This window comes from Kitasatospora sp. NBC_00240 (assembly GCF_026342405.1).
In the GTDB taxonomy this organism is placed as follows: domain Bacteria; phylum Actinomycetota; class Actinomycetes; order Streptomycetales; family Streptomycetaceae; genus Kitasatospora.
In genome coordinates, this window is the sequence record NZ_JAPEMU010000001.1 from 7,545,350 (window position 1) to 7,570,328 (window position 24,979).

21 protein-coding genes are annotated in these 24,979 nt (G+C 74.4%); 14 read left to right on the forward strand and 7 right to left on the reverse strand.

The annotated features are described in order from the left end of the window. Window positions 1-34: 34 nt before the first annotated feature. The 6 genes from OG689_RS32370 (at window position 35) to OG689_RS32395 (ending at window position 5,467) form a co-directional block, all read left to right on the forward strand. Complete coding sequence (locus tag OG689_RS32370) at window positions 35-859, forward strand: histidine kinase (RefSeq protein ID WP_266324388.1); 825 nt, start codon at window positions 35-37, stop codon at window positions 857-859. 35 nt (window positions 860-894) lie between these two features. After that, window positions 895-1,644 carry a response regulator transcription factor gene (locus tag OG689_RS32375; protein ID WP_266327597.1) on the forward strand — a complete coding sequence of 250 codons (750 nt, stop codon included), beginning with the start codon at window positions 895-897 and terminating at the stop codon, window positions 1,642-1,644. A 208-nt stretch (window positions 1,645-1,852) separates the two neighbouring features. Next, the gene (locus OG689_RS32380) at window positions 1,853-2,758 is read left to right on the forward strand and encodes a LysR family transcriptional regulator (protein WP_266324389.1); all 906 of its coding nucleotides are present in this window, start codon (window positions 1,853-1,855) and stop codon (window positions 2,756-2,758) included. A 199-nt stretch (window positions 2,759-2,957) separates the two neighbouring features. Then, a complete protein-coding gene (locus tag OG689_RS32385) occupies window positions 2,958-3,521 on the forward strand; it encodes a cysteine dioxygenase family protein (protein WP_266324390.1) in 564 nt (187 codons plus the stop codon). Between the two features lie 13 nt (window positions 3,522-3,534). Then, complete coding sequence (locus OG689_RS32390) at window positions 3,535-4,638, forward strand: putative sulfate exporter family transporter (RefSeq protein WP_266327599.1); 1,104 nt, start codon at window positions 3,535-3,537, stop codon at window positions 4,636-4,638. Between the two features lie 130 nt (window positions 4,639-4,768). Next, window positions 4,769-5,467, forward strand: coding sequence for a spermidine synthase (locus OG689_RS32395; RefSeq protein ID WP_266324391.1), 699 nt, complete (start codon window positions 4,769-4,771; stop codon window positions 5,465-5,467). Between the two features lie 122 nt (window positions 5,468-5,589). Here the strand turns inward: OG689_RS32395 and OG689_RS32400 are convergent, their stop codons facing one another. Continuing rightward, window positions 5,590-7,857 (reverse strand): glycoside hydrolase family 18 chitinase, encoded by a 2,268-nt coding sequence (locus OG689_RS32400; RefSeq protein WP_323189342.1) that lies wholly within the window; start codon window positions 7,855-7,857, stop codon window positions 5,590-5,592. A gap of 349 nt (window positions 7,858-8,206) precedes the next feature. Continuing rightward, window positions 8,207-9,172, reverse strand: a complete 966-nt coding sequence (locus OG689_RS32405) for a helix-turn-helix domain-containing protein (protein ID WP_266324392.1) — start codon at window positions 9,170-9,172, stop codon at window positions 8,207-8,209. A 71-nt stretch (window positions 9,173-9,243) separates the two neighbouring features. Between OG689_RS32405 and OG689_RS32410 the strand changes: the two genes are divergently transcribed. Further along, window positions 9,244-10,323: a saccharopine dehydrogenase NADP-binding domain-containing protein gene (locus tag OG689_RS32410; protein ID WP_266324393.1), complete on the forward strand. Its 1,080-nt coding sequence runs from the start codon at window positions 9,244-9,246 to the stop codon at window positions 10,321-10,323. Between the two features lie 122 nt (window positions 10,324-10,445). On the opposite strand, the gene OG689_RS32415 is transcribed toward OG689_RS32410, so the two are convergent. The 4 genes from OG689_RS32415 to OG689_RS32430 all read right to left on the reverse strand — a co-directional run bounded on the left by OG689_RS32415 (window position 10,446) and on the right by OG689_RS32430 (window position 15,120). After that, window positions 10,446-12,248: a hypothetical protein gene (locus OG689_RS32415; RefSeq protein WP_266324394.1), complete on the reverse strand. Its 1,803-nt coding sequence runs from the start codon at window positions 12,246-12,248 to the stop codon at window positions 10,446-10,448. 140 nt (window positions 12,249-12,388) lie between these two features. After that, entirely contained in the window at window positions 12,389-13,276 is an 888-nt protein-coding gene (locus tag OG689_RS32420) for a TetR/AcrR family transcriptional regulator (protein ID WP_266324395.1), read from the reverse strand. Window positions 13,277-13,375: 99 nt separating this feature from the next. After that, a complete protein-coding gene (locus OG689_RS32425; protein ID WP_266324396.1) occupies window positions 13,376-14,011 on the reverse strand; it encodes a polysaccharide deacetylase family protein in 636 nt (211 codons plus the stop codon). 47 nt (window positions 14,012-14,058) lie between these two features. Then, window positions 14,059-15,120, reverse strand: a complete 1,062-nt coding sequence (locus tag OG689_RS32430; protein WP_266324397.1) for a LacI family DNA-binding transcriptional regulator — start codon at window positions 15,118-15,120, stop codon at window positions 14,059-14,061. 395 nt (window positions 15,121-15,515) lie between these two features. Between OG689_RS32430 and OG689_RS32435 the strand changes: the two genes are divergently transcribed. The 6 genes from OG689_RS32435 (at window position 15,516) to OG689_RS32460 (ending at window position 22,823) form a co-directional block, all read left to right on the forward strand. Next, the gene (locus OG689_RS32435) at window positions 15,516-16,787 is read left to right on the forward strand and encodes an extracellular solute-binding protein (RefSeq protein ID WP_266324398.1); all 1,272 of its coding nucleotides are present in this window, start codon (window positions 15,516-15,518) and stop codon (window positions 16,785-16,787) included. A 2-nt stretch (window positions 16,788-16,789) separates the two neighbouring features. Continuing rightward, window positions 16,790-17,839, forward strand: a complete 1,050-nt coding sequence (locus OG689_RS32440; RefSeq protein ID WP_266324399.1) for a carbohydrate ABC transporter permease — start codon at window positions 16,790-16,792, stop codon at window positions 17,837-17,839. 4 nt (window positions 17,840-17,843) lie between these two features. After that, the gene (locus tag OG689_RS32445; protein WP_266324400.1) at window positions 17,844-18,719 is read left to right on the forward strand and encodes a carbohydrate ABC transporter permease; all 876 of its coding nucleotides are present in this window, start codon (window positions 17,844-17,846) and stop codon (window positions 18,717-18,719) included. A gap of 182 nt (window positions 18,720-18,901) precedes the next feature. After that, window positions 18,902-21,274, forward strand: coding sequence for a glycoside hydrolase family 3 N-terminal domain-containing protein (locus tag OG689_RS32450; protein ID WP_266324401.1), 2,373 nt, complete (start codon window positions 18,902-18,904; stop codon window positions 21,272-21,274). Between the two features lie 135 nt (window positions 21,275-21,409). Further along, window positions 21,410-22,219 (forward strand): molybdopterin-dependent oxidoreductase, encoded by an 810-nt coding sequence (locus OG689_RS32455; RefSeq protein WP_266324402.1) that lies wholly within the window; start codon window positions 21,410-21,412, stop codon window positions 22,217-22,219. Further along, window positions 22,161-22,823: a cytochrome b/b6 domain-containing protein gene (locus tag OG689_RS32460; RefSeq protein WP_266324403.1), complete on the forward strand. Its 663-nt coding sequence runs from the start codon at window positions 22,161-22,163 to the stop codon at window positions 22,821-22,823. Before OG689_RS32455 ends, OG689_RS32460 begins: the two co-directional genes overlap by 59 nt. A gap of 123 nt (window positions 22,824-22,946) precedes the next feature. On the opposite strand, the gene OG689_RS32465 is transcribed toward OG689_RS32460, so the two are convergent. After that, window positions 22,947-23,531 carry an NUDIX domain-containing protein gene (locus tag OG689_RS32465; RefSeq protein WP_266324404.1) on the reverse strand — a complete coding sequence of 195 codons (585 nt, stop codon included), beginning with the start codon at window positions 23,529-23,531 and terminating at the stop codon, window positions 22,947-22,949. Window positions 23,532-23,718: 187 nt separating this feature from the next. Between OG689_RS32465 and OG689_RS32470 the strand changes: the two genes are divergently transcribed. Next, complete coding sequence (locus OG689_RS32470) at window positions 23,719-24,975, forward strand: serine hydrolase domain-containing protein (protein ID WP_266324405.1); 1,257 nt, start codon at window positions 23,719-23,721, stop codon at window positions 24,973-24,975. Window positions 24,976-24,979: the final 4 nt, after the last annotated feature.

The following is a 24,979-nucleotide window of genomic DNA, read 5'->3' on the forward strand; positions in this document are numbered from 1 at the left end:
GGACTGCCAAAGTGATCTTGTGTGGAGATCCGGGGTGGGACCGTTGGTGATGATCCTGGCCGTGGTGTGCGCCGCGGCCGGCTGGCTGGGTGCCGCGCTGCTGAGGGAGCGGCGCTCGCACCGCAAGGCGCTGGCCGATCGCGGCTGGCTGCTGGAGCGGGAGCGGGAGAGCGCGGCGGTGGCCGCCGTGGACGCCGAGCGGGCCCGGATCGCCCGGGAGCTGCACGACATCGTCAGCCACAACGTCAGCCTGATGGTGGTTCAGGCCGGCGCGGCCCGTGAGGTGCTGACCACCATGCCGGACGAGGCCGCCACCGCGATGCGGGCGGTCGAGGCGGCCGGCCGGGGCGCGATGACCGAACTGCGGCACCTGCTCGGCCTGCTCGCCCCCTCGCCGGACGGCGCGGAGGACGAGGGCGGCGAGGGCGCCGGCCGCCTCGAACCGCAGCCGGGCCTGGGCCGGCTCGGCCCACTGGTGGACCGGATCGCCTTCGCCGGCCTGCCGGTCGAGGTGCGGATCTCGGGGGACCCGCGCCCGCTGCCCGCCGGGATCGACCTGACCGCCTACCGGATCGTCCAGGAGGCGCTGACCAACGCCCTCAAGTACAGCGACGGGGGACAGGCCGAACTGACGGTCCGGTACTCCGACCGCTACCTGCGGGTGGAGGTGCTGAACAGCGGGCCGAGCGTGCTCGCCGGCGGCGGCGGGCGCGGCACCCGGGAGGGGAGCGACGGCGCGGGCCGCGGACTGCTCGGGCTGCGCGAGCGGGTGGCCGTCTACGGCGGTGACCTGGACGCCCGCAGGCGCCTCGGCGGGGGCTACCGCGTCCGCGCCCGGATCCCGCTGGACCGGCCGTGACCGGCTCCGGGGCCGGGTCGGACCCGCGGGCCGTACTGCCCGCCGGCCCGAGCGCCGGGCCGACCGCCGCGCCGGCGCCCCGGGTCCTGATCGTGGACGACCAGGAGCTGGTGCGCACCGGGTTCCGGCTGATCCTGACCGCACGCGGCATCGACGTGGTCGGCGAGGCCGCCGACGGCGGCGAGGCGGTGGAGGCCGCCCGCACCCTGCGGCCCGACGTGGTGCTGATGGACATCCGGATGCCCGGCATGGACGGCCTGGAGGCCGCCCGCCGGGTGCTCGCCCAGGACCGGGACTGCCGGGTGATCATGCTGACCACCTTCGACCTCGACCACTACGTCTACGCCGCACTGGCCGCCGGCGCCAGCGGGTTCCTGCTCAAGGACGTCACCTCCGACCACCTGACCGCGGCCGTCCGGCTGGTCGGCACCGGTGACGCGCTGCTCGCGCCCTCGATCACCCGCCGGCTGGTGGCGCGCTTCGCGGCCGGCGGCCAGGGCACGGGCGCCGGGGGCGGCCACCGCCCGGGCACCGGCGGTCCGGCCGTCCACCGGGACCTCGCCGCGCTGACACCCCGTGAGCACGAGGTGCTGACCCTGATGGGCGGGGGGCTGTCCAACGCCGAACTGGCGGCCGTCCTGACGCTCAGCGAGGCGACGGTGAAGACCCATGTGGCCCGGATCTTCGCCAAGCTCTCGCTGCGCGACCGGGCCCAGGCCGTGGTGCTCGCCTACGAGACCGGGCTGGTGTCACCGGGCGACTCCTTCCCGCCGCCGGGCGGCTGACGGGGCGGCGGGGCGCAAGCACCGGCGGTGCGGAAGGGGTCGGCGGACGAGGGCCCGGGCTCCGGAGGTCAGCGGCAGGCCGACGGTTCGCCGGGGAGTGCGGGCCTTGTGGGGAACGGCGGGTTCACGGGGACCGAGGATTCGCGGGAAACCAAAGGGAAAAGCGGGACCCGCCCGGAGCGCCACAATATTTGCTTATGCTTCGGGAGTGTTCGACACCCGTCACATCAAGACCTTCCACGAGGTGGTGCGGGCCGGCTCCTACTCGGCGGCGGCCCGCGAGCTCGGCTACACCCAGCCGGCCGTCACCCAGCAGATGAAGGCGTTGGAACGCTCCGTCGGCGTACCGCTGTTCGCCCGGTCCGGCCGGGGGCTGCGGCTCACCGAGGCGGGGGAGGCACTGGCCCGGCACGCCGAACTCATCCTCGGCAGCCTCTCGGCCGCGCAGCAGCAGCTCACCGCCCTCGCCCGGCTGAGGGCCGGCCGGGTCCGGGTCTGCGCCTTTCCGAGCGCCACCGCCACCCTGATCCCCTCCGCCATCGCCCAGCTGCTCGCCGAGCACCCGGGCGTCCGGGTGGAACTGCACGAGGCCGAGCCACCCGACTCGGTCCGCCGCCTGCTGCGCGGGGAGTGCGACATCGCCCTGGCGTTCAGCTACCCCGGCCCGGTGGCCGGGCCACCGGCGGGGGTCGAGGAGATCCCGCTGATGGAGGACCTGCTGACGGTCCTGCTGCCGGTCGGCCACCCGCTGGGCCGCCGGCACGCCGTACGGCTGGCGGACCTGGCCGAGGAGCGCTGGATCGCCGGCTGTCCGCGCTGCCGGGCGAACCTCCTGCACGTCTGCGCGGAGCAGGGCTTCGAACCCGACGTGGTGTTCAGCACCGACGACAACCTCGCGGTGCAGAGCCTGGTCGCCGCCGGCGTCGGCGTCGCCCTGATGCCCGCCCTGGTGCTCAGCTTCATGTGCCACCGCAAGGTCACCGGCCGCACCGCCGAACCGCACCTGCGCCGCAAGGTCAGCGCCTTCGTACTGCGCGAGCATCGCGCGATCCCGGCGACCACGCTGGTGCTGGACAGCCTGCGGACGGCCGCGGCGGCCCGGTCCGGCTGCTGACCAGGCCCGTCGGGGCGGGCTCGGGAGGCCCGGCCCGCAGGCCCGGTCCGGGCCGTCCGGCCCGCGGGGCTGCTGCGGACCGTGCCCCGGGAGCCGTCCCGGGGCACGGCCGGGGCCGTCCCGACCCATAAGCTCAGCCAGGGGGAGCCGAAGAAACCGTCGTTGGACGTCGCGGGGCGGCCGAGCCGACGCTGCGGACATGACCACTTCCGCGACGGTCGACACGACCGTCCTCACCGAGCGCATGCGGGCCCTCGTCGGCGAGATCCGCGAGGTCGTCGGCCGGGGCCTGCCACCCGAACTCACCGCCTACCTGGTGGGCGAACGCCTCGCGCCCCACCTCGGCGCCGGGCAGCTGCTCACCTTGGCCCAGCAGGAGGCCGACCCGGAGCGCTACCGCCAGCACGTGCTGCACGCCGAGGCGGACGGCAGCTTCTCGCTGGTCGCCCTGGTGTGGCTGCCCGGTCAGTGCACCCCCATCCACGACCACGTCTCCTGGTGCGTGGCCGGCGTCCACCGGGGCCAGGAGAGCGAACGCCGCTACCGGCTGGTCTCCGACGGCCGGACCGGTCGCCTGGTCGCCACCGAGGACGTGCTCGGCCCGCAGGGCAGCGTCGCCGCCTTCGCCCCGCCCGGGGACATCCACCAGGTCCGCAACGCCGGGTCCACCCTCGCCGTCTCCCTGCACGTCTACGGCGCCGACGTCGGCCGGCTCGGCACCAGCATCCGGCGCGTCTACCGGCTGCCCGCGGACGAGGGGTGAGCCGGGCGTGGCACTGACCCTGCGCACCCACCCCAGGGCATCCGCCCGCCCGCCGCTGCGCGGGGACGCCCCCGGCCTGCTGCTGGCCTGCCTGGGCGTGGCGGCCGCCCTCGGCGTGCACCAACTCGTGCCGGCCGTACCGAAACTGACCGCCGCCGTGGCGCTCGGCATCGCCGCCGCCCACCTGCCGGGCCTGCGCCCCTTCGTCCGGGGCGCGGCCCGGCCCGGCCTCTCCACGGCCGGGCGCCGGCTGATGCGGCTCGGCATCGTCCTGCTCGGCCTCGCGCTCGGCGCGGACGACGTGCTCGGCCTCGGCTGGGCCACGGTCGGGATGGTGCTGGCGGTCGTCGCCCTGACCTTCACCGGTACCTGGTGGCTCGGCCGCCGGCTCGGCCTGCCCGGCGACCAGTCGCTGCTGGTGGCGACCGGTTACTCGATCTGCGGCGCCTCGGCGATCGGCGCGGTCGGCCAGGCCGCCGGCAGCGAGGAGGAGGACATCGCCGCCTCGGTCGCCCTGGTCACCCTCTGCGGCACCCTGGCGATCGCCGTGCTCCCGCTGCTGCACCAGCCGCTCGGGCTCGACGACGGCGGCTTCGGGCGCTGGGTCGGCGCGAGCGTGCACGACGTCGGCCAGGTGGTCGCCACCGCGCAGAGCGGCGGACCGGTGGCGCTGCGCGAGGCCGTCCTGGTGAAGCTGATGCGGGTGGTGCTGCTCGCGCCGCTGGTGGCCGGGGTCGGCCTCGCCGCCCGGCGTCCGCGCCGGACCGCCGGGACGGCGAAGGGCACTGAGGCCACCGAGGGCACCGGGACGGCGGGGGCGCCCGGGAGCTCCGGGGGGCGCTCAGGAGCCGGGACGCGACCACCGGTCGTCCCGCTGTTCGTCGCCGGGTTCCTGCTGATGATCGCGCTGCGCAGCACCGGGGCCGTCCCGGCCGGAGCCCTCACCCTCGCCCAGGACGCCCGTGAACTGCTGCTCGCCGCCGCACTGTTCGGCCTCGGCAGCGCCGTCCACCTGCCGACCATGATGCGGACCGGTGGGCGGATCGCCGCCCTGGGCCTCGCCTCCTGGGTGATGATCGCCGGAGTCTCCTACGCCGGGGTGCTGCTCACCTCGTAGGGCCGGACCCGCGCGCCGCACGGTTCGCGCCCCGCCGGCCTCTCCGCCCCGAAAAGTCCCGGTCCGGCCCGCCCGGGCTCGGATAGAGTCGCCCACGTACCACTGCTGACACGTGAGCCCGGGGGACACCATGACGACCGCACTGCCCGACCGGGACGGACCGGATGCCGTCGACACCCTCGACCGGCGGGAAGGCCCGTACGGCGAGGTGGTGTTGCGGCGGCGCGGCGAGCACTTCGAGATCATCGCCAACGGGTGCTTCCTGATGGACACCGCCGACGGCCGCTCGGAGCGGCTGCTGGTCCAGGCCGCCCTGGACAGCCTGGGCACCGCGGTCGCGGAGCCGCGCGTCCTCATCGGCGGGCTGGGCGTCGGCTTCTCGCTCGCGTACGCCGCGGCCGAGCCGCGCTGGGGCCGGATCGCCGTGGTCGAGCGGGAGGGCGCCGTCATCGACTGGCACCGCGACGGCCCGTTGGCCGCCTTCTCGGCGGGGGCGCTGGCCGACCCCCGGGTGCGGGTGCTGCACACCGACCTGCTGGAGTACCTGGCCGTCGACGGCGAGCGCTACGACGCCCTCTGCCTGGACATCGACAACGGGCCGGACTGGACGGTCACCGACTCCAACTCGGGCCTCTACGGCTCGCTGGGGCTGGCCCGGCTCCGCGCCAGGCTGCGGCCGGGCGGCGTCCTCGCGGTGTGGAGCGCGCAGCCCTCCGCCGCGTTCGAGGAGGCGCTGCGCACGGCCGGGTTCTCGGACGTCCGTACGTACGAGGTCCCGGTCGCCCGCGGTGTGCCGGACGTCGTGCACCTGGCCCGCCACCCGGCCTGAGCGGACCGCGCCGCAGCGGCGTCGCGAGCCGCCCGGACGTCCTACGCCGCCCGCCGCGGCACGCCGCGACGGTGCCCGCCGCCCCCGGCCGGGGCGGCGGGCACCGTCTCCCGATCGGCCCGCTACTTCAGGCCGTTGTCCACGGCGGCCATCAGCTCGCCGTTCGCGGTGTCGCCGTCGAAGGACCACACCATCGCGCCGGCCAGCCCCTGGGACTTGATCCAGGCGGTCTTGCGGGCGATCTCGGTCGGGTCGTCGTAGGTGTAGAGGACCGAACCGTTGTAGATGTACGCGTAGCCGGCCACCGGGTCGCGGTAGATGGTGTAACCACCGCTCGTGGCCATGTCCTTGAGCTTGTGGTAGTCCTCGTACCCGGCCTCGTAGGTGCCCGGGCCGGGGCCCGTGCCGGTCTGGAAGAGGCCGTTGGTGGTGCCGCGCGGCACGCCCGTCCAGCCGCGTCCGTAGAACGGGATGCCCAGCGTCAGCTTGCTCTTCGGGGCACCGCCGTTGACGTAGGCGTTGATGGCGATCTCGGAGCTGAACTTCCGGTCGGCCGGGCTCGGGTCGCCGGCCGGGAGCTTGATCGCCGACTGCTGGTTGGTGCCGGTCTCCCAGCCGCCGTGGTAGTCGTAGCCCTGGACGGTGGCGAAGTCGAAGGCGCCGAACAGGCCGGGGATGTCGATGCCGGCGGTGACCTTCAGCGGGTCGGCGGGCAGGAAGGCGCTCAGCGTGTAGTGCTTGCCGTTGGTGGCGCCCAGGGCGTCCAGCTGGCGGCGGAACTCCTGGGCGAGCAGGGTGTAGTTGGCCTTGTCGGCGGGCTTGAAGACGTTGCCGAGGTGCCCGTCGGAGTTCGGCCACTCCCAGTCGAGGTCGATGCCGTCGAAGATGTTCGCGGCGCTGCCGGCGCCGCCGCGGCCGTCGATCACCGGCAGGTTGCCCTTGAGGTACAGGTCGATGCAGGAGCTGACCAGCGCCTTGCGGGAGGCGTCGGTGGCCGCCGCGTCGGAGAACCACTTGCTGTACGACCAACCGCCCAGCGAGATCTGGATCTTGAGGTTGGGGTACTTGGCCTTGAGCTGCTTCAGCTGGTTGAAGTTGCCCGCGAGCTTCTGGTCCCAGGTGTCGGTGGTGCCGGCCACCGAGCTGCCCGCGTCCACGCCCCGGCCGTAGTCGGCCCAGGCGTCGCCGGCGCCGTCACCCGCGTTGGGGTCGGAGTCGGTCCCGGCCGCCTTGTTGGTGAGGAAGCACTGCTTGGTGGTCGGGTGGATGTTGGCGAAGGCGTAGTTGAGCGTGGTGAGCCGCCCGGCCGAGCCCGAGGTGTCCAGCTTCTTCACGCTGTAGCCGCGGGCGTAGATGCTCCACTGGGTGAAGTACCCGATCTTCAGCGCCGGTCCGGGATCACCGCCGCCGACCTGTGTCCTGGCGCTCACCGGGGCGGAGGCGGCCGAGATGTTGCCGGCCGCATCGCGGGCCTTGACGGTGAAGGTGTACGCGGTGTCCGGGGTCAGGCCGCCGACAGCGGCGGTGGTGCCGGTCACCGTGGTGGCCGGCGCGGTGCCGTTGAAGACGTCGTACGCGGTGACACCGATGTTGTCGCTGCTGGCGGCCCAGCTCAGCGAGATGCTCGTCGAGCTGGTCGAGGTCACCGCGGGGGTGCCGGGGGCCGACGGCGGGGTGATGTCCGGGACGGTGGTCGGCGGGGTGGTCACGGCGAGCGGTCCGGCGGCGGCCGAGCGGTTGCCGGCGGCGTCCAGGGCCTGCACGGTGAACTGGTACGCGGTGGCCGCGGTCAGGCCGCTGACACCGGCCGAAGTCCCGGTCACGGTCTGGACCTTGACACCGTTCTGGTAGACCTCGTAGCCGGTCACGCCGACGTCGTCGGTGCTCGCGTTCCAGGCCAGCGCCACCGTGGTCGAGGTGCTGCCGGTGCTGCGCAGGTTGCCGGGCGTGCTCGGCGGGGTGGTGTCCGGTCCGGTGACTCCGCCGCACGGGCTGCCGTTCAGCTTGCAGTTCGCCAGCGCCTGGTAGCTGCCCGAATAGGCGATGTTGAAGCCGAAGTTGTACGAGGCACCGGGGGCGATGGTGGCGGCCCAGCCGGGGTTCTTGACCGTCACGTGGGAGGCCGCGGTGGTGTACGTGGCGTTCCAGAGCGAGGCGACGGTGTTGGAGGCCGGCAGGTCGAACTCCAGGGTCCAGCCGTTGAGCGTGCTGGTGGAGCCGTTGGTGATGGTGTAGCTGCCCTCGTAGCCGCTGCCCCAGTCGCTGCCCTTGGCCAGGGTGGCGGTCGGGGAGGCGGCGTGGGCCGCGGTGGCGGGCAGCGCGACCGCGATCAGCGGGGCGAGCAGGCTCCCGGCCGCGAGCAGGGGGATTCGGATCCGACGTCTGCGCATGGATGTGGCTCCTGTCTGGGGGCGCGTCCGGACGGGGCCGGAGCCACCCCGTTACCTGTGGGGAGGTGTCAGGTGCGTGGAGCGGTGTGCGGCTCCGGCCAGGGTGCAGCGCGGAGCGGGGGCCTCGGGCCGTCGGGTTGCCGTGGAGGTCCTGTGCTAAGCGAGGGTAGGGAGCGTGACGCCAACTGGCAATAGGTCTGTACCACTTGGCGTCGCGGACCTGGCACGGTCCGTCATGAAGGCCTGCCTCCGCCATGGGTCGACGTCAAGGTGCCGCAAGAAGGGGGAGGTTGTGCCGCAGAGCTGGGACATGGTGCCTAACTGCCCTGCGTATCAAGGAGATCGCGCGTCAGCCGAGACCCGTCGGCGGCCGGTCGTTGCGGAAAGTACGCCGGTAGGTGTCGGGGGGAACGCCGAGGGTGCGGTTGAAGTGCCGGCGCAGGGTGGTGGCGGTGCCCATCCCGGTCGCGGTGGCGATCGCCTCGATGCTGTCCTGGGTGGTCTCCAGCAACTCCTGGGCGCGGTGGATCCGCTGGGCCAGCAGCCAGCGCAGCGGCGTGGTGCCGGTGGTGGCGTGGAAGTGCCGGGCGAGGTTGCGTGAACTCATGTTGGCCTGCCGGGCCAGGTCCTCCACGGTGATGGGCCGGTCGAGCCGCCGCAGCGCCCAGGAGAGCAGTTCGGCCAGCGGGTGCGCGGCGCACCGGGCGGGCATCGGGGAGGGGATGAACTGTGCCTGGCCGCCCGCCCGGTGGGGTGGCACGACCAGGCAGCGGGCGACCGCGTTGGCGACGGCGGTGCCGTGGTCGAGCCGGACGAGATGCAGGCAGAGGTCCATCGCGGCGGCCTTGCCCGCGGAGGTGAGGACGCTGCCCTCGTCGACGTAGAGCACATCGGCGTCGACCCGCACCCGGGGGTACCGGGCGGCCAGCTCCGCGGCGTGCAGCCAGTGCGTGGTGGCGCGCCGGCCGTCCAGCAGCCCGGCGGCGGCGAGCACGAACGCCCCGGTGCACAGGGAGGCCACCCGGGCGCCGGCCCGGTGGGCCGCGCGGACGGCCTCCACCAGCTCGGCCGGCGGGGCCACGTCGAGGTCGGCCCAGGCGGGGACGATCACCGTGTCGGCCTGCACCAGCCGGTCGAGCCCGTGGTCGGGTTCGAGCCGGAAGCGCCCGCCGACCTGCGCGCCGGGCGGACCGCAGACCGCGAACTCGTACCAGGGGTCGGCGACGTCGGACCGGTCGACACCGAAGACCTCGCAGGCCGCGGCGAGTTCGAAGTGCATGACGCCGTCGGTGACGGCGATCGCGACGATGCTCATGTCCGAAACTGTACGGGGCATGGCATTGCAGACACTCCCGGACGCCTGAAGTCCTCGGCAGGATGTTCGTCATGGACCTCTTGGACAGCAGGGCAGACGGCCGGACGACCGTGGTGGTGTTCGGCGCCTACGGGCACACCGGGCGCTTCGTGGTGGCAGAACTCCTGGACCGCGGACTGACCCCGATCCTCTCCGGGCGCGACGCCGGCCGGCTCGAGGAGCTGGCGCAGTCGCACGGCGGCCTCGACGTCCGTCCCGCGTCGGTGGACGACCCCGCCTCGCTCGACAGCGCCCTGACCGGGGCGGCCGCCGTGATCAACGCCGCCGGTCCCTTCGCCACCACCGCCGCACCCGTCGTCGAGGCGGCGCTGCGCGCCGGGATCCCGTACGTGGACGTGGCGGCGGAGCTGGAGGCGGTCGCCGACACCTTCGCGCACCACGCGGACCGGGCCCGCGCCGCCGGGACGCCCGTCGTCCCCGCGATGGCCTTCTACGGCGGCCTCGGCGACCTGCTGGTCACCGCGGCCATGGACGACTGGCACACGGCGGACGAGGTGCACATCGCCTACGCGCTGAGCACCTGGCACCCCACGGCCGGCACCAGGGCGTCGGGCCGGGTCTCCCGGCAGCGGCGGGGCGATCGCCGGCTCGTCTTCGCCGACGGCCGGATGGAAGCCCGGACGGCACCGGCCCCGGCCACCCGGTGGGCCTTCCCGGCGCCGGTCGGCGACCGGGCGGTGCTGGGGGAGTTCACCATGGCGGACAGCGTGACCATCCCCCGCCACCTGAGCGTCCGGAACATCCACACCTACATGTCCACCGAGGCGGTCGCGGACCTGTCGGCCCCCGACGCGCCGCCGCCGGCGCCGGTCGACGAGCGCGGGCGTTCGGCGCAGACCTTCCTGGTCGAGGTGGTGGTGCGGGCCGAGGGCCGGGAGCGCCGCGCGGTGGCCCGGGGCCAGGACATCTACGCGGTCAGCGCCCCGCTGGCGGTCGAGGCGGTCCAGCGCCTGCTCGGCGCGCCGGGGCAGCCGGGCGGGGTGCTGGCTGCCGGCGCGATGTTCGACGCGGCCGACTTCCTGCGCGCACTGGCCCCGCACATCCTCGTCGAGCTCCACCTCGACGCCGACCCGGCCGACGGCGGCCGCTGACCAGGCAGACCGGACGGGAGCCGTCCGGACGGGTACCCGGGCGGACAGCCCCCCGGCGGACACGCGGCGGCGGGGCCGACCGGAGCCGGCCCCGCCGTACGGTGAAGCGTTCGTGCGGCGGATCAGCCGAACGGGCTGGTCTCCGGGGCAGCCGGCGGTGCCTCCTCGGCCGCGGCGGGCGGGGTGGCCATCGGCGCGAAGGGGTTGAAGTCCGGCGGCGGGATCCGCACCGGGGTGCCCTTCAGCACCGGCTCCTCGTCGGCCGCCGGTGCGGGCACCGCGGCCGGCGGGGTGGTGGGCATCGGCGGGGCGGCCACCGGCGCCGGGGCGGCCGACGGCAGGGTGGTGCCGAACGGGTCGCTCTGCTGAGGGGCCGTCACGGTGCCGAAGGGATCGGCGGCCTGGGCGGCGGCCGGAGCGGTCGGCGCGGCCGCCGGGGCGGGCTCGGCCGGCATCGGCGCGAAGGGGTTGAAGTCCGGCGGGGGGATCCGCACCGGGGTGCCCTTCAGCGCCGGTGCCTCCTCGGCCGCGGCGGGCGGGGTGGCCATCGGCGCGAAGGGGTTGAAGTCCGGCGGCGGGATCCGCACCGGCGTGCCCTTCAGGACCGGCTCGGCCGAGGCGAGCTCGGTGGCGGCGGCCTCGGCGGCCGGCGCCGGGACGTCCGGCTGCGGGGCGAAGGGGTTGAAGTCGGCGGGCGGGATCCGCACCGGCGTGCCGCGCAGCGGCTCCGGCTCGGCCGGCGCCACCGCGACGGCCGCCGCCTCGACCGCGGCTCCGGCGGCCTCGACCACCGGGTGGGTCGGCGCCACGGGAGCGGCCTGCGCGGCGACCGGCGCCGTGGCGCGCCCGTCCACACCGTCCCAGGCGAACTGGACGCTCTTCAGCAGCTCGGCGAAGACACCGGTGTACAGCTCCCAGTCCTCGCGGTGAGCGGTGGCGAGCTGGACGCAGAGCACCGAGGCGCCGTCCGGCAGCGGCACGAAGGCCTCCACCACGGACGACACCGCCCAGTGCCGGATGCCGTCCGCGGCGAGCCGGCCGGGCACCGGGACGCTGCGCCCCTCGACCAGCACCGCGGCCGGGCCGGCCGGCAGCAGGACCGTCCACACCTCGGCGTTCGGGCGGGCGGTGGCGAGCTCGGTGGCGAGCACCTGGATCGGGCTGGGGTGGCGGGTCAGCGAGACCACCAGTGAGGCGTCGGACGGACGGCCGTCCACGGTCAGCGCGGACAGGCCGGCGAAGCTCACGCCGGCTGCGGCGGTCAGGTCCGCCAGGGTGGCACCGAGCACCGCGAAGTCTCGGCGCCGGGCCGGGCCGGTGCCGCTGAACAGCTCCTCGGCGACCTCGGCCAGGTGGACGGCCAGGTCGCCGCCGGCCTCGGGCGCGGTCAGCGGGTGGAAGACCGGCGGGACGACCAGCCGTGCCTCGGCGCCCGCACCGGCCGCCAGTTCGGCGGGTCGGCGGGTCTGCTGACCGCTCGCGAGCTCGGCCAGCGCGGGGGTGAACTCCGGGCGCAGCGCCGGGTCCGCGGCCTCACCGGTCACCGGGAGTTCGAAGTCCGCGGCGGCCAGGCCTTCGGGGCCGGGCGTGACGCCGCGCACCGGGCCGCCGCCGAAGCGGGTCAGCAGCGCGGCGGCGGCGTTCGCGGAGCGCGGCGCGGGAACCCGGCCGGCCGCCCCCGTGGCGAGGACCGTGCCGAGGCCGCGGACCGCCTGGTGGGTGTGGCCCGCGCCGGCCGGACGGACCGTGAAGAGAGCCTCGGTGTCGGCGTGCGCCCGGCCCCGGAGGGCGGTGAGCGAGGCCAGCGGGTAGCGTGCGGCCCGGTTGTCGAGCAAGGCCTCGGCGAGGCTGCCGAGCGTCGCGGAGACCTGCTCGGCCGCCGCGAACGGGGCCACCTCCACGCCGGTGTAGCCGTCCTGGGTCATGGTGGCGAGCCCCCCGCTCTACTGCGTTCGTGATCGTCTGAGATGCGCTCAATTTCTATCAGACGCCGCCGTCCCAGCTGAAGCCGAAGCAGTCCGGGCGGCGACGGGCGGACGGCGCCGAGCCGCCGCGCGGCGGGCGGTCAGCCGGCCGGCGGTGCGGCCAGCCGCGCCACCGTGTCGGCCAGGCCCGGCACGCCGAACAGGCCGGCCAGTTCGCGGACCAGCCGGCCGGTCGGGCCGTCCGGCTGCTCCTCCGCGAAGTACCCGGCCAGTTCGACCGCCAGCGCGGGCTCCCGGGCGGCGGTCAGGGTCAGCGAGGCGATGAACTCCTGGACCAGGCGCAGCTGCAGGTCCTCGCGCGGGACGGCGCGGTCGGCCAGCCACTCCAGCGAGGTGATCTCGGCGTTGGCGATCCAGGCCCGGACGGTCAGCCGCAGGCCGGCGCTGGGCTCGGCGACGGCCAGGTGCAGCAGGATCTGGTCGTGCGCGGCCCGCCGGACCTGGTCGATCACGGCGTTCGTGCCCGGGCTGGCGGCCACCGACCCGCCGCGCAGCAGCGCGGCGAAGCCCGGGCCGTGACTGTCCACGTAGTCCAGGTAGCGTCCCATCACCCGGTACAGCCGCTCCGACAGCGGGCCGGCGGCCGGCTCCTCGAACCGCCCGGCCAGCTCCTGCCCGGCCCGGCGCAGCGACTCCTCGTACAGCGCCTGCTTGCCGGGGAAGTAGTGGTAGACCAGTGGCCGGGACGCGCCGGCCGCGGCCGCGATGTCGTCGATCGACACCTCCTCCGGCGGGCGGAGGCTGAACAGCTGCAGGGCCACGGCGATCAGTTGCTCGCGGCGCTCGTCCACGCTGAGCCGGCGGCGCGGGCGGTCGGCCCCGCCCGGGGCGGCGCCCGTCGGAGCGGTACCCGGCGCGCCGGTACCGGCCTGGACGCCGGCGGTCGCGTGGGCGGCGGTCCGGCCGGTGCCTTCGTCGACCGGCGTGTTCGCGGACCTTTGCGCCACCGGAGGGGTACGGGAAGCCATGCCGTCACCCTAATTCGTCGGCGCCGGATCGGGGTGGCCAGGGGGCGGTTGCCGGCCGGTCCGCCGAGCGGGGCCGCCCGGGCGCGCTCCCCAGGCCGCTCAGGCCCCGGTGGCGAGGGGGCCGGGCCGCAGCCCTCGGCGGGCGAGGGCGGCCAGGACGAGGGGGAGGGCGTCGACGGTGTTCCGGCCTCCGGCGTCGTGCAGCAGGACGATGTCGCCGGGCCGGGCCGCCGCCACGGCCCCGGCGATGGCGGCCGGGTCGGCGCCGGCCCAGTCGCGGGTGTCCACCGTCCAGAGGACTTCGGTCAGGCCGGCGGCCGTGGCCGCCGCACGGACCATGGGGTTCGTCTCGCCGTAGGGCGGTCGGAACAGGGCCGGCCTGGTGCCGGTCAGGCGGGCCACGGTGCGCTGGGTGCGTTCGATCTCGGCCTCGATCCCGGCCGGCCGCAGACCTGTCAGGTACGGGTGGCTGAAGCTGTGGTTGCCGATCTCGAAGCCCGCGCGGTGGATCGCGCGGACCAGGCCGGGGTGGCGTTCGGCCTGGTCGCCCCGGACGAAGAAGGTGGCCGGCCGGCCGCCGGCGGCCAGGGCGGCCAGCAGGGCGGGCGTGGAGTCGGGGTGCGGCCCGTCGTCGAAGGTCAGGGCGACGGTGGCAGGTCGCGCAGTGGGATCGAAACTTTCGGGACGGTTCTCGAAGTCCAGGTCGGAGCATGGCCCGGCCCGCCGTCCTCGCACCGGCGCCCCGGCCCCCTCCGGCCGGCCCGGGCCGGCCGCCGGGAGGCTCACCTCGGCGGTGCGGCGGTGCTGCTCCGGACCACCAGGCTGGTGGCGATGTCGACCCTGGTCGCGGCGGGTTGGCGCCTGCGGCCGAGATCGACGGCGAGCCGGGCGGCCGTCTCGGCCATCTCGACCAGGGGCTGGCGCACCGTGGTCAGCGGCGGTCCCACCCAGCGGGCCAGCGGCAGGTCGTCGAATCCGACGACGCTGAGATCCTCCGGGATCCGCAGGCCGAGCTCGCGGGCGGCCTCGTACAGGCCGAGCGCCTGCAGATCGTTGCCGGCGAAGACGGCGGTGGGGCGTTCGGGGAGGGTCAGCAGCTCCCGGCCGGCGGTGTAGCCGGCCTCGTGGTGGAAGTTCCCCTCCAGGATCAGCTGCGGGTCGACCGGGATCTTCGCCGTCTCCAGGGCGGTCCGGTAGCCGTCCAGGCGGGCCCGGCTGCACATCATGCCGGAGGGGCCGCCGACCATGGCGATCCTGCGGTGCCCGAGCTCGAGCAGATGGCGGGTGGCGGCCAGCCCGCCGTGCCAGTTGTTGGTACCCACCGAGGGCACGCCGTCGGCCGGGTCGCCGGCCGGGTCCATCACGACGAACGGGATGCCGCGGCTGGTCAGTTGGGTGCGCTGGCCCGCGTCGAGGTCCGACAGGACGAGCACCACCCCGGCCGGGCGCCGGGCGAGGACGCCGTCGACCCAGGTCTGGCCGGGGGTGAGGCGCCCGGCCGACTCGGAGAGCACGATGCTCAGGTCCTCCGCGCGGGCGACGTTCTCCACCCCGCGGATCACCTCCACCGCCCAGGCGCTGTCCAGCTCGTGGAAGACCAGGTCGAGCAGCCGGGACGGCTGCGCGGTGCTGCGCCGGCGCTGGTAGCCGAGCTCCCGCAACTGCTCCTCGACCCGGGCCCGGGTCTTCGGCGCGACATCGGTGCGGCCGTTGAGCACTTTCGAAACAGTCGGGGCCGAAACGCCGGCGGCGCGGGCGATCTCCGACAGCGTGGGTGTGCTGTCCGAACCCTCGGCGAGGTCGATCACCTCGCCGCTTCCAAACTCGATCTCTCCAGCACTCATGGCAGGAATGGTAGCCCCTGGGCCTCCGGCGGCGGCCGGACGGGACGTTCGTCCGTCGATCCCGCGCGATCGTGTCACGGCTCTTGACTCCGTCCGGGCGGCGTCATAGCTTTCCCGAAACGTTCGAAAGATAGCTGAAACATTCGAGCGTCGGTTCGGGCCCCCGGCTCCAAGTGGCCGCCAGTGCCTGAGCTTCGGGGATACACGGGTCGTAGCCCGGGGCCCATGGTTCAACGGTTCCATGACCTCGGTGCCTTGGGATTCCAAGGTGTCGAGGTCCGAGGTCGGCCTCGGTCCTGGTCGCCCCCAAGTCCTGGCCCCGCTGCATGTCGACGAACGTCGACCGCAATTCGAAACTTTCGCAACCGGTGACTGTCACGGAGGAAACAATGTCCATGCGCAGACGTACGAACGGCGCCCTGGTCATGGCGGCGGCACTCGCCCTGGTCACGGCCTGCAGCAGCGGCGGTGGCTCCGGATCGGACGCCGCCGGCGGCGCGACGACCTGGTGGCACAACGGCACCCAGGACCCGCTGCGGTCGGTCTGGCAGCGTGCCGCGATCGCCTACGAGAAGAACCACCCCGGTGCCAAGCTCGACGTGGTCCCGATCCAGAACGAGCAGTTCCCCACCAAGGTCCCGCTGGCCCTGCAGTCGGACAACCCGCCGGCCGTCTACTTCAACCAGGGCGGCGGCCTGCTGGCGACCCAGGCCAAGTCCGGCCGGGTCGCGGACATCACCGCCCGGACCAGCGGCTGGATCAAGGAGCTCGGGGCGGCCGCCCAGGGCTGGGCGTCCGACGGCAAGCAGTACGGCGTCCCCTACGCCTCGCACGTGGTCGGCTTCTGGTACCGCAAGGACCTGTTCGCCAAGGCGGGCATCACCAAGGCGCCCGCCACCATCGACGAGCTGAAGTCCGCCGTCGCCGCCCTGAAGTCCGCCGGTACCGTGCCGATCGCCCTCGGCGGCAAGGACCGCTGGCCCGACGCCTTCTACTACAACTACTTCGCCGTGCGCGAGTGCAGCGTCGACACGCTCAAGTCCTCGGTGGCGAAGGCGAAGTTCACCGATCAGTGCTTCACCAGGGCGGGCCAGGACGTGATCGACCTGATCGCCCTCAAGCCCTTCCAGGCCGGCTTCAACGGCACGCCCGCGCAGCAGGGCACCGGCAGTTCGGCCGGCATGGTCGCGGCCGGCCAGGCGGCGATGGAACTGCAGGGCGACTGGAACCCGAGCGTGATGCAGGGCCTGACCGACGACCCCTCCTACAAGGCCGAGCTCGGCTGGTTCCCCTTCCCCTCGATCGCCGGCGCGGCCGGCGACCCGTCGGTCGCGCTCGGTGGCGGCGACGGCTTCTCCTGCACCACCAAGCAGGCCGACGCCTGTGCGGACCTGCTCAAGTACCTGACCAGCGCCGAGGTGCAGACCGATCTGATCGCCTCCGGGGCCGCGACCATTCCGGTCAACCCCGCGGCGGAGGCCGCGATCAAGGACCCGGTGGTCAAGGAGGTCTTCACCTACAACTCCAAGGCCAGCTACGTGCAGGTGTACTTCGACGTCGCGCTGCCCACGGCGGCCGGCCAGGCGCTCAACGACGCCGTGGCGAACCTCTTCGCCGGCAAGGGGGACGCCGGCTCGGTCGCCCAGGCCGTGAACTCGGCAGGCTGACCATGACCACCCTCGACCGCACCGGTGCCTCCCGCACCGGTGCCTCCCGCACCGGTGCCTCCCGCACCGGTGCCTCCCGCACCGACGCCCGCCCGCCGGGCGCACCCGGCGCCGAACCGGCGGGGCGAACGAGGCGGCGGCGCACCGGGCGCCGGCTGAGCGTTCGCAGCCGCTGGGAGCTGGCCCTCCTGCTCACCCCGGCGCTGGTGCTGTTCGTCCTGTTCGTGCTGGTGTCGATCGCGGCGGCCGTCTACTACAGCTTCTTCGACTGGAACGGTTTCGGGCCGCCGACCAAGCTCGTCGGCTTCGCCAACTACACCAAGGCGCTGGCCGATCCCATGTTCCAGGGCGCCCTCCGGCACAACATCCAGTTCGCCGTCCTGTCGATCGTGGTCCAGCTGCCGCTGACGCTGGGACTCGCGCTGCTGCTCAACGGCCGGATCCGCGGCCGGGCGGCCCTGCGGCTGATCGCCTTCACCCCGTACGTGCTGTCCGAGGCGATCACGGCCGTGGCCTGGCTGGTGATGCTCCAGCCCGGCGGCGCCGTGGACGAGGGCCTGCGGAGCGTGGGCCTGGACGGGCTGGTGCACGAATGGCTGGCCGATCAGGACCTGGTGCTCTACACCCTGTTCGTCGTCGCCACCTGGAAGTACATCGGCTTCGGCATCATCCTCTTCCTGGCCGGCCTGCAAGGCGTACCGGCCGAGCTGCGCGAGGCGGCCGCCCTGGACGGCGCCACCCAGTGGCAGACGACGCGCAAGGTCGTCCTGCCGCTGCTCGGCCCGACCATCCGGATCTGGATCTTCCTCTCGGTGATCGGATCGCTGCAACTGTTCGAGCTGGTCTGGATCATGACCCTCGGAGGCCCGGCCGGCTCGTCCGCCACCATGGCCACCTACGTCATCGACCGCGGCTTCCGCCGGTACCAGTTCGGGTACGGCAGCGCCGTCGCGGTGCTCCTCTTCGCCGTCTGTTTCGTCTTCGCCCTGCTCTACCAGCGCTTCGCGTTGCGACGCGACTCCGCCGGGGCCCTGTCCGGAAGGGTCGACTGATCCCATGGCCCTCACCACCTCCCGCCGGGCGTCCGCGTCCTCCGCGCCCGGCCGAGACCTCCGCACCCCCTTCTCCACCGCCGCCCGCCACCTGGCCGCCCTGCTCGTGGTCGGCGTCACCGCGGTGCCGCTGCTCTTCGTCGTCCTGGGAGGCTTCCGCAGCAACGCCCAGATCAACGCATCCCCGACGGGCTGGCCGCACCCCTGGGTGTTCTCCAACTACACCAGGATCCTCGGCTCGTCGTCCTTCTGGCGGTTCCTGTTCAACAGCACGGTCATCGCGGTGACCGCGACCGTCCTCACCGTGGTGCTGGGGGCGATGGCGGCGTACGCGTTGTCACGGTACGTCTTCCGGGGCCGGGAAGGCCTCTACACGCTGTTCGCCGTCGGGCTGCTGTTCCCGCTGGGCGTCGCCTCCCTGCCGGTCTACCTGCTGCTGCGCCAGCTCCACATGCTGGAGAGCTGGTACGGCGTGGCCCTGCCGCAGGCCGCCTTCGGGCTGCCGGTGACGATCGTCGTCCTGCGCCCGTTCATGGCGGCGATCCCGGGCGAGATCGAGGACGCCGCCGCGGTGGACGGCTGCACCCGGCTGGGGTTCTTCTGGCGGATCCTGCTCCCGCTGGCGGGGCCGGCCCTGGTCACCGTCGCCATCCTGGCGTTCCTCGGCAGCTGGAACGGCTACCAGCTCCCGATGCTGGTGTTCAACGACCAGTCGCACTTCACGCTGCCGCTCGGTGTGGCCACCTTCCAGTCCCAGTACTCGCAGGACACCGCGGGCATCCTGGCCTTCACCGCGCTCTCGATGCTGCCGGCGCTGGCGTTCTTCGTCTTCGCCGAGCGCCGCATCATCGGCGGCATGACCGGAGCGGTCAAGGGCTGAACCCGCCCTTCCTGCCCAGCATCCTCCCCTGTTCGCGGCCCTGTTCGCGCCCTTGCTCACGCTCGCGCTCCTCCCCGCGCGGAGCCCTGCCCCGACGACGGACCGTGCCCGTGGGGCAGGGCCGCCGTGCCCCGAATTCCGTCGTCGACCCCGACAACGTCCCCCGAGAGGAACCCCCTTCGATGGCGATCCAGTCAAGCCCTCCCGTCCCGGCGGCCGCGGGCGCGTGGCGCGACCCCTCCCTCGACCCGCAGGCACGGGTCGACGACCTGATCGGCCGGATGACCCTGGAGGAGAAGACGGCCCAGCTGTACGGGGTGTGGGTGGGGGCCGACGCGGCGGGGGACGGTGTCGCCCCGCACCAGAACGCGATGTGCGACCCCGTCGACCTCCCGTCCCTGATCACCCGCGGCCTCGGGCAGCTGACCCGGCCGTTCGGCACCGCGCCGGTGGACCCGGCCGTCGGCGCGCTCGCCCTGGCCCGCGCCCAGCAACAGGTCGTCGCCGCCGGCCGGTTCGGGATCCCCGCCCTCGCCCACGAGGAATGCCTCGCGGGCTTCACCACCTGGGGCGCGACCGCCTATCCCGTCCCGCTCGCCTGGGGCGCCACCTTCGACCCGGGCCTGGTCGCCGAGATGGCCTACCGGATCGGCCGGGACATGCGCGGCGTCGGCGTGCACCAAGGGCTCGCGCCCGTGCTGGACGTGGTCCGCGACCTGCGCTGGGGCCGGGTGGAGGAGACCATCGGCGAGGATCCGTACCTGGTGGCCACCATCGGGACGGCCTACGTACGCGGCCTCCAGTCGGCCGGGGTCATCGCCACCCTGAAGCACTTCGCCGGCTACTCGGCCTCGGCGGGCGCCCGCAACCTGGCGCCGGTCCGGGCCGGCGCGCGGGAGATGGCCGACGTCATCCTGCCGCCCTTCGAGATGGCCGTGCACGAGGGCGGCGCCGACTCGGTGATGCACTCCTACTCCGAGATCGACGGCGTACCCGCCGCCGCCGACCCCGAACTGCTGACCGAACTGCTCCGCGACACCTGGGGCTTCGGCGGTACCGTGGTCGCCGACTACTTCGGGATCGGATTCCTGGAGACCCTGCACCGGGTCGCCGCGGACCGGGCCGATTCCGCCCGCCTCGCCCTGACCGCCGGCGTCGACGTCGAACTCCCCACCGTCCGCGCCTACGGCGAGGCACTCGTCGAGGCGGTCCGCGCCGGAGCCGTGCCCGAGGGGCTGGTCGACCGGGCACTGCGCCGGGTGCTGCTGCAGAAATGCCGGCTGGGGCTGCTCGACCACGACTGGTCGCCGCTGCCGCCCGCGCTCCCGGCCGCCGACGGGCACACCGATCCCGAGCTGGTCCGCGACAGCGTCGATCTCGACTCCCCGCACAACCGCGCGCTGGCCCGGCGGCTGGCCGAGCAGTCGATCGTGCTGCTCGCCAACCGGGACGGCGCGCTGCCGCTGGCCGGAGCCACCCGGATCGCCGTGGTGGGACCGCGTGCCGACGACCCGCTCGCCATGCTGGGCTGCTACTCCTTCCCCAGCCATGTCGGTGTCTCGCACCCCGAGGTGCCGCTCGGCATCGCGATCCCGACCGTACTGGAGGCGATCCGGGCCGAATTCCCGTCCGCCGGGGTGACGTTCGCGCCGGGCTGCGACGTCGACGGGTCCGACCGGTCGGACCTCCCCGCCGCCGTGGCGGCCGCCCGTGACGCGGACGTCTGCGTCGCCGTGCTCGGCGACCGCGCCGGACTCTTCGGGCGGGGCACCTCCGGCGAGGGCTGCGACGCGGCCGACCTGTCCTTGCCCGGCATCCAGGCGGACCTGCTGGACGCGCTGCTGGCCACCGGTACGCCCGTCGTGCTCCTGCTGCTGACCGGACGGCCGTACGCGCTGGGACGGTGGGCCGGGCGTACGGCGGCCATGGTCCAGGCGTTCTTCCCGGGGGAGGAGGGCGGCCCCGCCCTGGCCGGGATCCTCGCCGGCCGGGTCGACCCGTCCGGCCGGCTGCCGGTCGGGGTGCCGCACGGGCCCGGCGGCCAGCCGTGGACCTACCTGCAGCCGCCGCTCGGCCTGGCCAACGGGGTCAGCAACCTCGACCCGACGCCGCTCTTCCCGTTCGGCCACGGGCTCTCCTACACCTCGTTCGTCTGGGAGCCCGGTCCGGCGGCCACCGGCGACCTGCCCACCGACGGCAGCACGGACATCGAGGTCACCGTCCGCAACACCGGTGACCGCGACGGCGCCGAGGTCGTGCAGCTCTACCTCCACGATCCGGTCGCGCAGACGACCCGCCCGGACCTGCGCCTGGTCGGCTACGCGAGGGTGCCGCTGGCCGCCGGCGAGTCCCGGCGGGTGGGCTTCCGCTTCCACGCCGACCTGGCCTCCTTCACCGGGCGGGCCGGCCACCGGATCGTCGAGCCCGGGGCGCTGGAGCTCCGGCTGGCGGCGTCCAGCGGCGATGTCCGCCACACCGTCCGGTTCAACCTCACCGGCCCGGAGCGGATCGTCGACCACCGCCGGCGGATGGTGTGCGACGCCTGGCTGGGCTGAGACCCGGGTCGCCCGGCCCGGCGGGGCGACCCCGCCGGGCACCCGCCCGTCCCGCCGGCTCGGAGGAAGTGACGAAACCCTGACGTCCCGCCCCGGAGCCTGGCCCCGGCGCCGGTGACCTGGTCGAATTGAGGGGTGAACGAAAACCCCGCCGATGACGGCACCCCGCCCGGGCCGGGTCAGCCCGGGCCAGGCCGGCATCCGGCGCCCGGCGACGCCCCGGCCGGGCCCCCGGCGCCGGACGGTCGCGGCACACCCGTCGGGCGCCGCGTCATCCTCGGCATGCTGGGCCTGGGCGTCGCCGGTGTCGCGGCCGGTCCCTACCTGCAGCGGGCGGCCGACACGGTGGTGTCCAAGGTCAGCGAGAAGGACCCGACCGGTCTGACCGGCCTGCTGCCGGGCGGCGGGTTCCGCTACTACTCGGTGGTGGCCTCCGTCCCCACCCGCACGGCCGAGGACTACACCCTCACCGTCGACGGCCTGGTCGACCGGCCGAGCACCCTGCGCCTCGCCGACCTGCAGGCGATGCCGCAGACCAGGATCGTGCACGACGTCCAGTGCGTCACCGGCTGGCGGGTGCCCGGCACCCCGTTCGAGGGGGTTCGGCTGTCGCACCTGCTGGACGCCGCCGGCGTGCGTGCCGACGCCACCGCGGTGCGCTTCACCTGCTTCGACGGCAGCTACAGCGAGAGCCTCACCCTCGACCAGGCGCGCCGCGAGGACGTCCTGGTCGCGCTGCGGATGGAGGACGGCCCGGTGACCCACGCGCACGGCGGCCCGGTGCGGCTCTACGTGGCACCCATGTACTTCTACAAGTCCGCGAAGTGGCTCTCGGGCATCACCCTCACCTCCACCGTCCAACCCGGCTACTGGGAGCACTACGGCTATGACGTCGACGCCTGGGTCGGACGCTCCAACGGACGCGACGACGCCCCCACCGGCTGACCGGTTCGCCCGCTTCGCCCGCGCCGAGCGCTGGGTGCACCGCGGCACCTCGGCGCTGATGCTGACCTGCGTGGTGACGGCGGCCTGCCTGTACGTGCCGGACCTCGCCCAGCTGGTCGGCCGGCGACGGCTGGTGGTCGTCGTGCACGAGTGGGCGGGACTGCTGCTCCCCGTCCCGCTGCTGCTCGGCCTCGGCTCGCGGGCGCTGCGTGCGGACCTCTCCCGGCTGGGCCGCTTCGCCCCGCAGGACGGCGAGTGGCTGCGGGCGGTGCGCCGCCGCTCGCCGCGCCGCCCGGCCAGCAAGTTCAACGCCGGGCAGAAGCTGTACGCGGCCTGGATCTCGGGGGCGGCGCTGGTGATGCTCGGCACCGGGCTGCTGATGTGGTTCACCCACCTCGCGCCGCTGGTCTGGCGGACGGGCGCGACCTTCGTCCACGACTGGCTGGCGCTGGCGGTCGGCCTGGTGGTGCTGGGCCACATCTGGATGGCCGTCCGCGATCCGGAGGCCCGGCGCGGCATGCGCACCGGGACGGTCGACCGGCTCTGGGCGGTGCGTGAGCACCCGGACTGGGACGGCGACGGGCCCGCCGACCAGGGGCGCTGACCCGGTCCGACCCCGAACCCCGACGCCGACCAGGGGCGCTGACCCGGTCCGACCCCGACCCCGACCCGACCCGGTCCGACCGGCGCTCGGGAGCCGGAGCCGGAGCCGGAGCCGGGGGTCCGGTCAGGAGGCGGAGAACTCCAGGTAGCGGCGGTACGCGTCCCGGCCGTCCGGCACGAAGTCCCATTCGGTGAGCCGCGCCGTGAGCTCCGCCTCGGTCAGCCAGTCGTGCCAGGCGACCTCCTCCACCTGCGGTGCGACCGGGCCGTCCCAGACGGCCTCGTACACGTCGCACCACCAGGAGAGCCGGTCCTGCTCGAAGAGGTACTTGAAGAGCGGGCGGGGCCGGACGCCGCTCACCCCGAGCTCCTCCTCGGCCTCGCGCACCGCCGCGACCTCGTACGCCTCCCCGGCGCCGACCACGCCGCCCACGAACATGTCGTACGCCCCGGGCGCGAACATCTTGGTGTCCGTCCGCCGGTGCACGAAGATCCGCCCCTGCGGGTTTCGGACCAGGATGAAGACACAGCGGTGGGTCAGCCCCAGCCGGTAGACCTCGCGGCGCGGCGCCGTGCCGGTCACCCGGTCCTGCGCGTCGACGACGTCCAGCAGTTCTTCGGCGGGATCGGCGGGAGCGGCGGCGTCCGGAGAGGTACCGCCGGGGGCGTCCGGCCGGCCGGCGGCGGCAGGCGTGGTGTGGTCGGTCATGGCGATCACGGTACCGACGCCCGGGCCCCGGTGCGGGCAGGTCTCCGGGACGCGGTCCGGATAGGGTTTCGGCGAGGGCGACAGCCGGATCATCGGATGATCGTCCGGGGCGGCCCACGAGCCGGGACCCGCGGCAGCGACCCGGACCGGCGACCGCACCCGTCGGACACGTCGAGAAGGTGGCGCGGTGGAGATCTGGGGCGAGACGGCCGAAGGCTTCGAACCGGTACGCGAGGCGTTCACCCGGAACTTCCGCGACTACGGCGAACTCGGCGCGGCCTTCGCGCTGTACGTACGCGGACGCAAGGTGGTCGACCTCTGGGGCGGCGACTCCCGCCCCGAGGTGGGCGGGCGGCCCGCGCCGGCCGTGCCCTGGACGGCCGACACCGCCCAGGTGCTCCGCTCCGTCACCAAGGGCCTGACCGCCACCGCTGCCCTGCACCTGGCCGAACGCGGGCTGCTGGACCTGGACGCGCCGGTCGCCTCCTACTGGCCCGAGTTCGCCGCCGAGGGCAAGGGCCGGCTGCCGGTGCACTGGCTGCTCTCCCACCAGGCCGCACTGCCCGCCCTGGACGTGCCGCTGCGCCTGGAGGACGTCCTCACCTGGGAGCCGGCGGCCGCCGCCGTCGCCGCCCAGGCCCCCGCCTGGGAGCCCGGCACGGCGCACGGCTACCACCCGTACACCTTCGGCTGGCTGGTCGGCGAGGTGATCCGGCGGGTCAGCGGGCGCACCGTGGGCCAGTACTTCGCGGAGGAGATCGCCCGCCCGCTGGGGCTGGACCTGTGGATCGGCCTGCCGTCCGGTGCCGCGCCCAGGGTCGGCAAGCTGGTCGACCTGCCCGCCCCGGAGGCCGCCCAGTCCGGGCCCTCCGGCCTACGGGTACGGCCCAAGCAGGCCGTGGTCGACGCCTACCGCGACCCCACCTCGCTGACCGCCCGGGCGTTCGCCTCGGTCCGCTCGGTGGTGAACCTCAACGACCCCGCCGTGCAGGCGGCCGAGATCCCCGGCGCGGGCGGCATCGGCACGGCCCGGTCGCTGGCCCGCTTCTACGCCGCCCTGATCGGCGCCGCCGACCGGGACGGCTGGGCCTCCGGCGAGCCGTCCGCGGCCTCCGGCTGGGAGATGCCGCCGCGGCCGCTGCTCGGGCCCGCGCTGCTGGCCCGGGCGATCGGGCCGGCCGTCAGCGGCCCGGACAAGGTCCTGATCGTCAACTCGACCTTCGGGCTCGGGTTCTTCCGGCACGGCCCGACCTCGCTGATGGGCTCGCCCGCGAGCTTCGGCCACCCGGGCCGGGGCGGCTCGCTCGGCTTCGCCGACCCGGAGCTGGGGATCGGCTTCGGCTACGTGACCAACGGGATGCAGCCGGGCGTGACCGGCGACATCCGCTCCCGCACCCTGATCAAGGCCGTCCGGGACTGCCTCCCGGCGACCGGCCGGGCCTGACGGC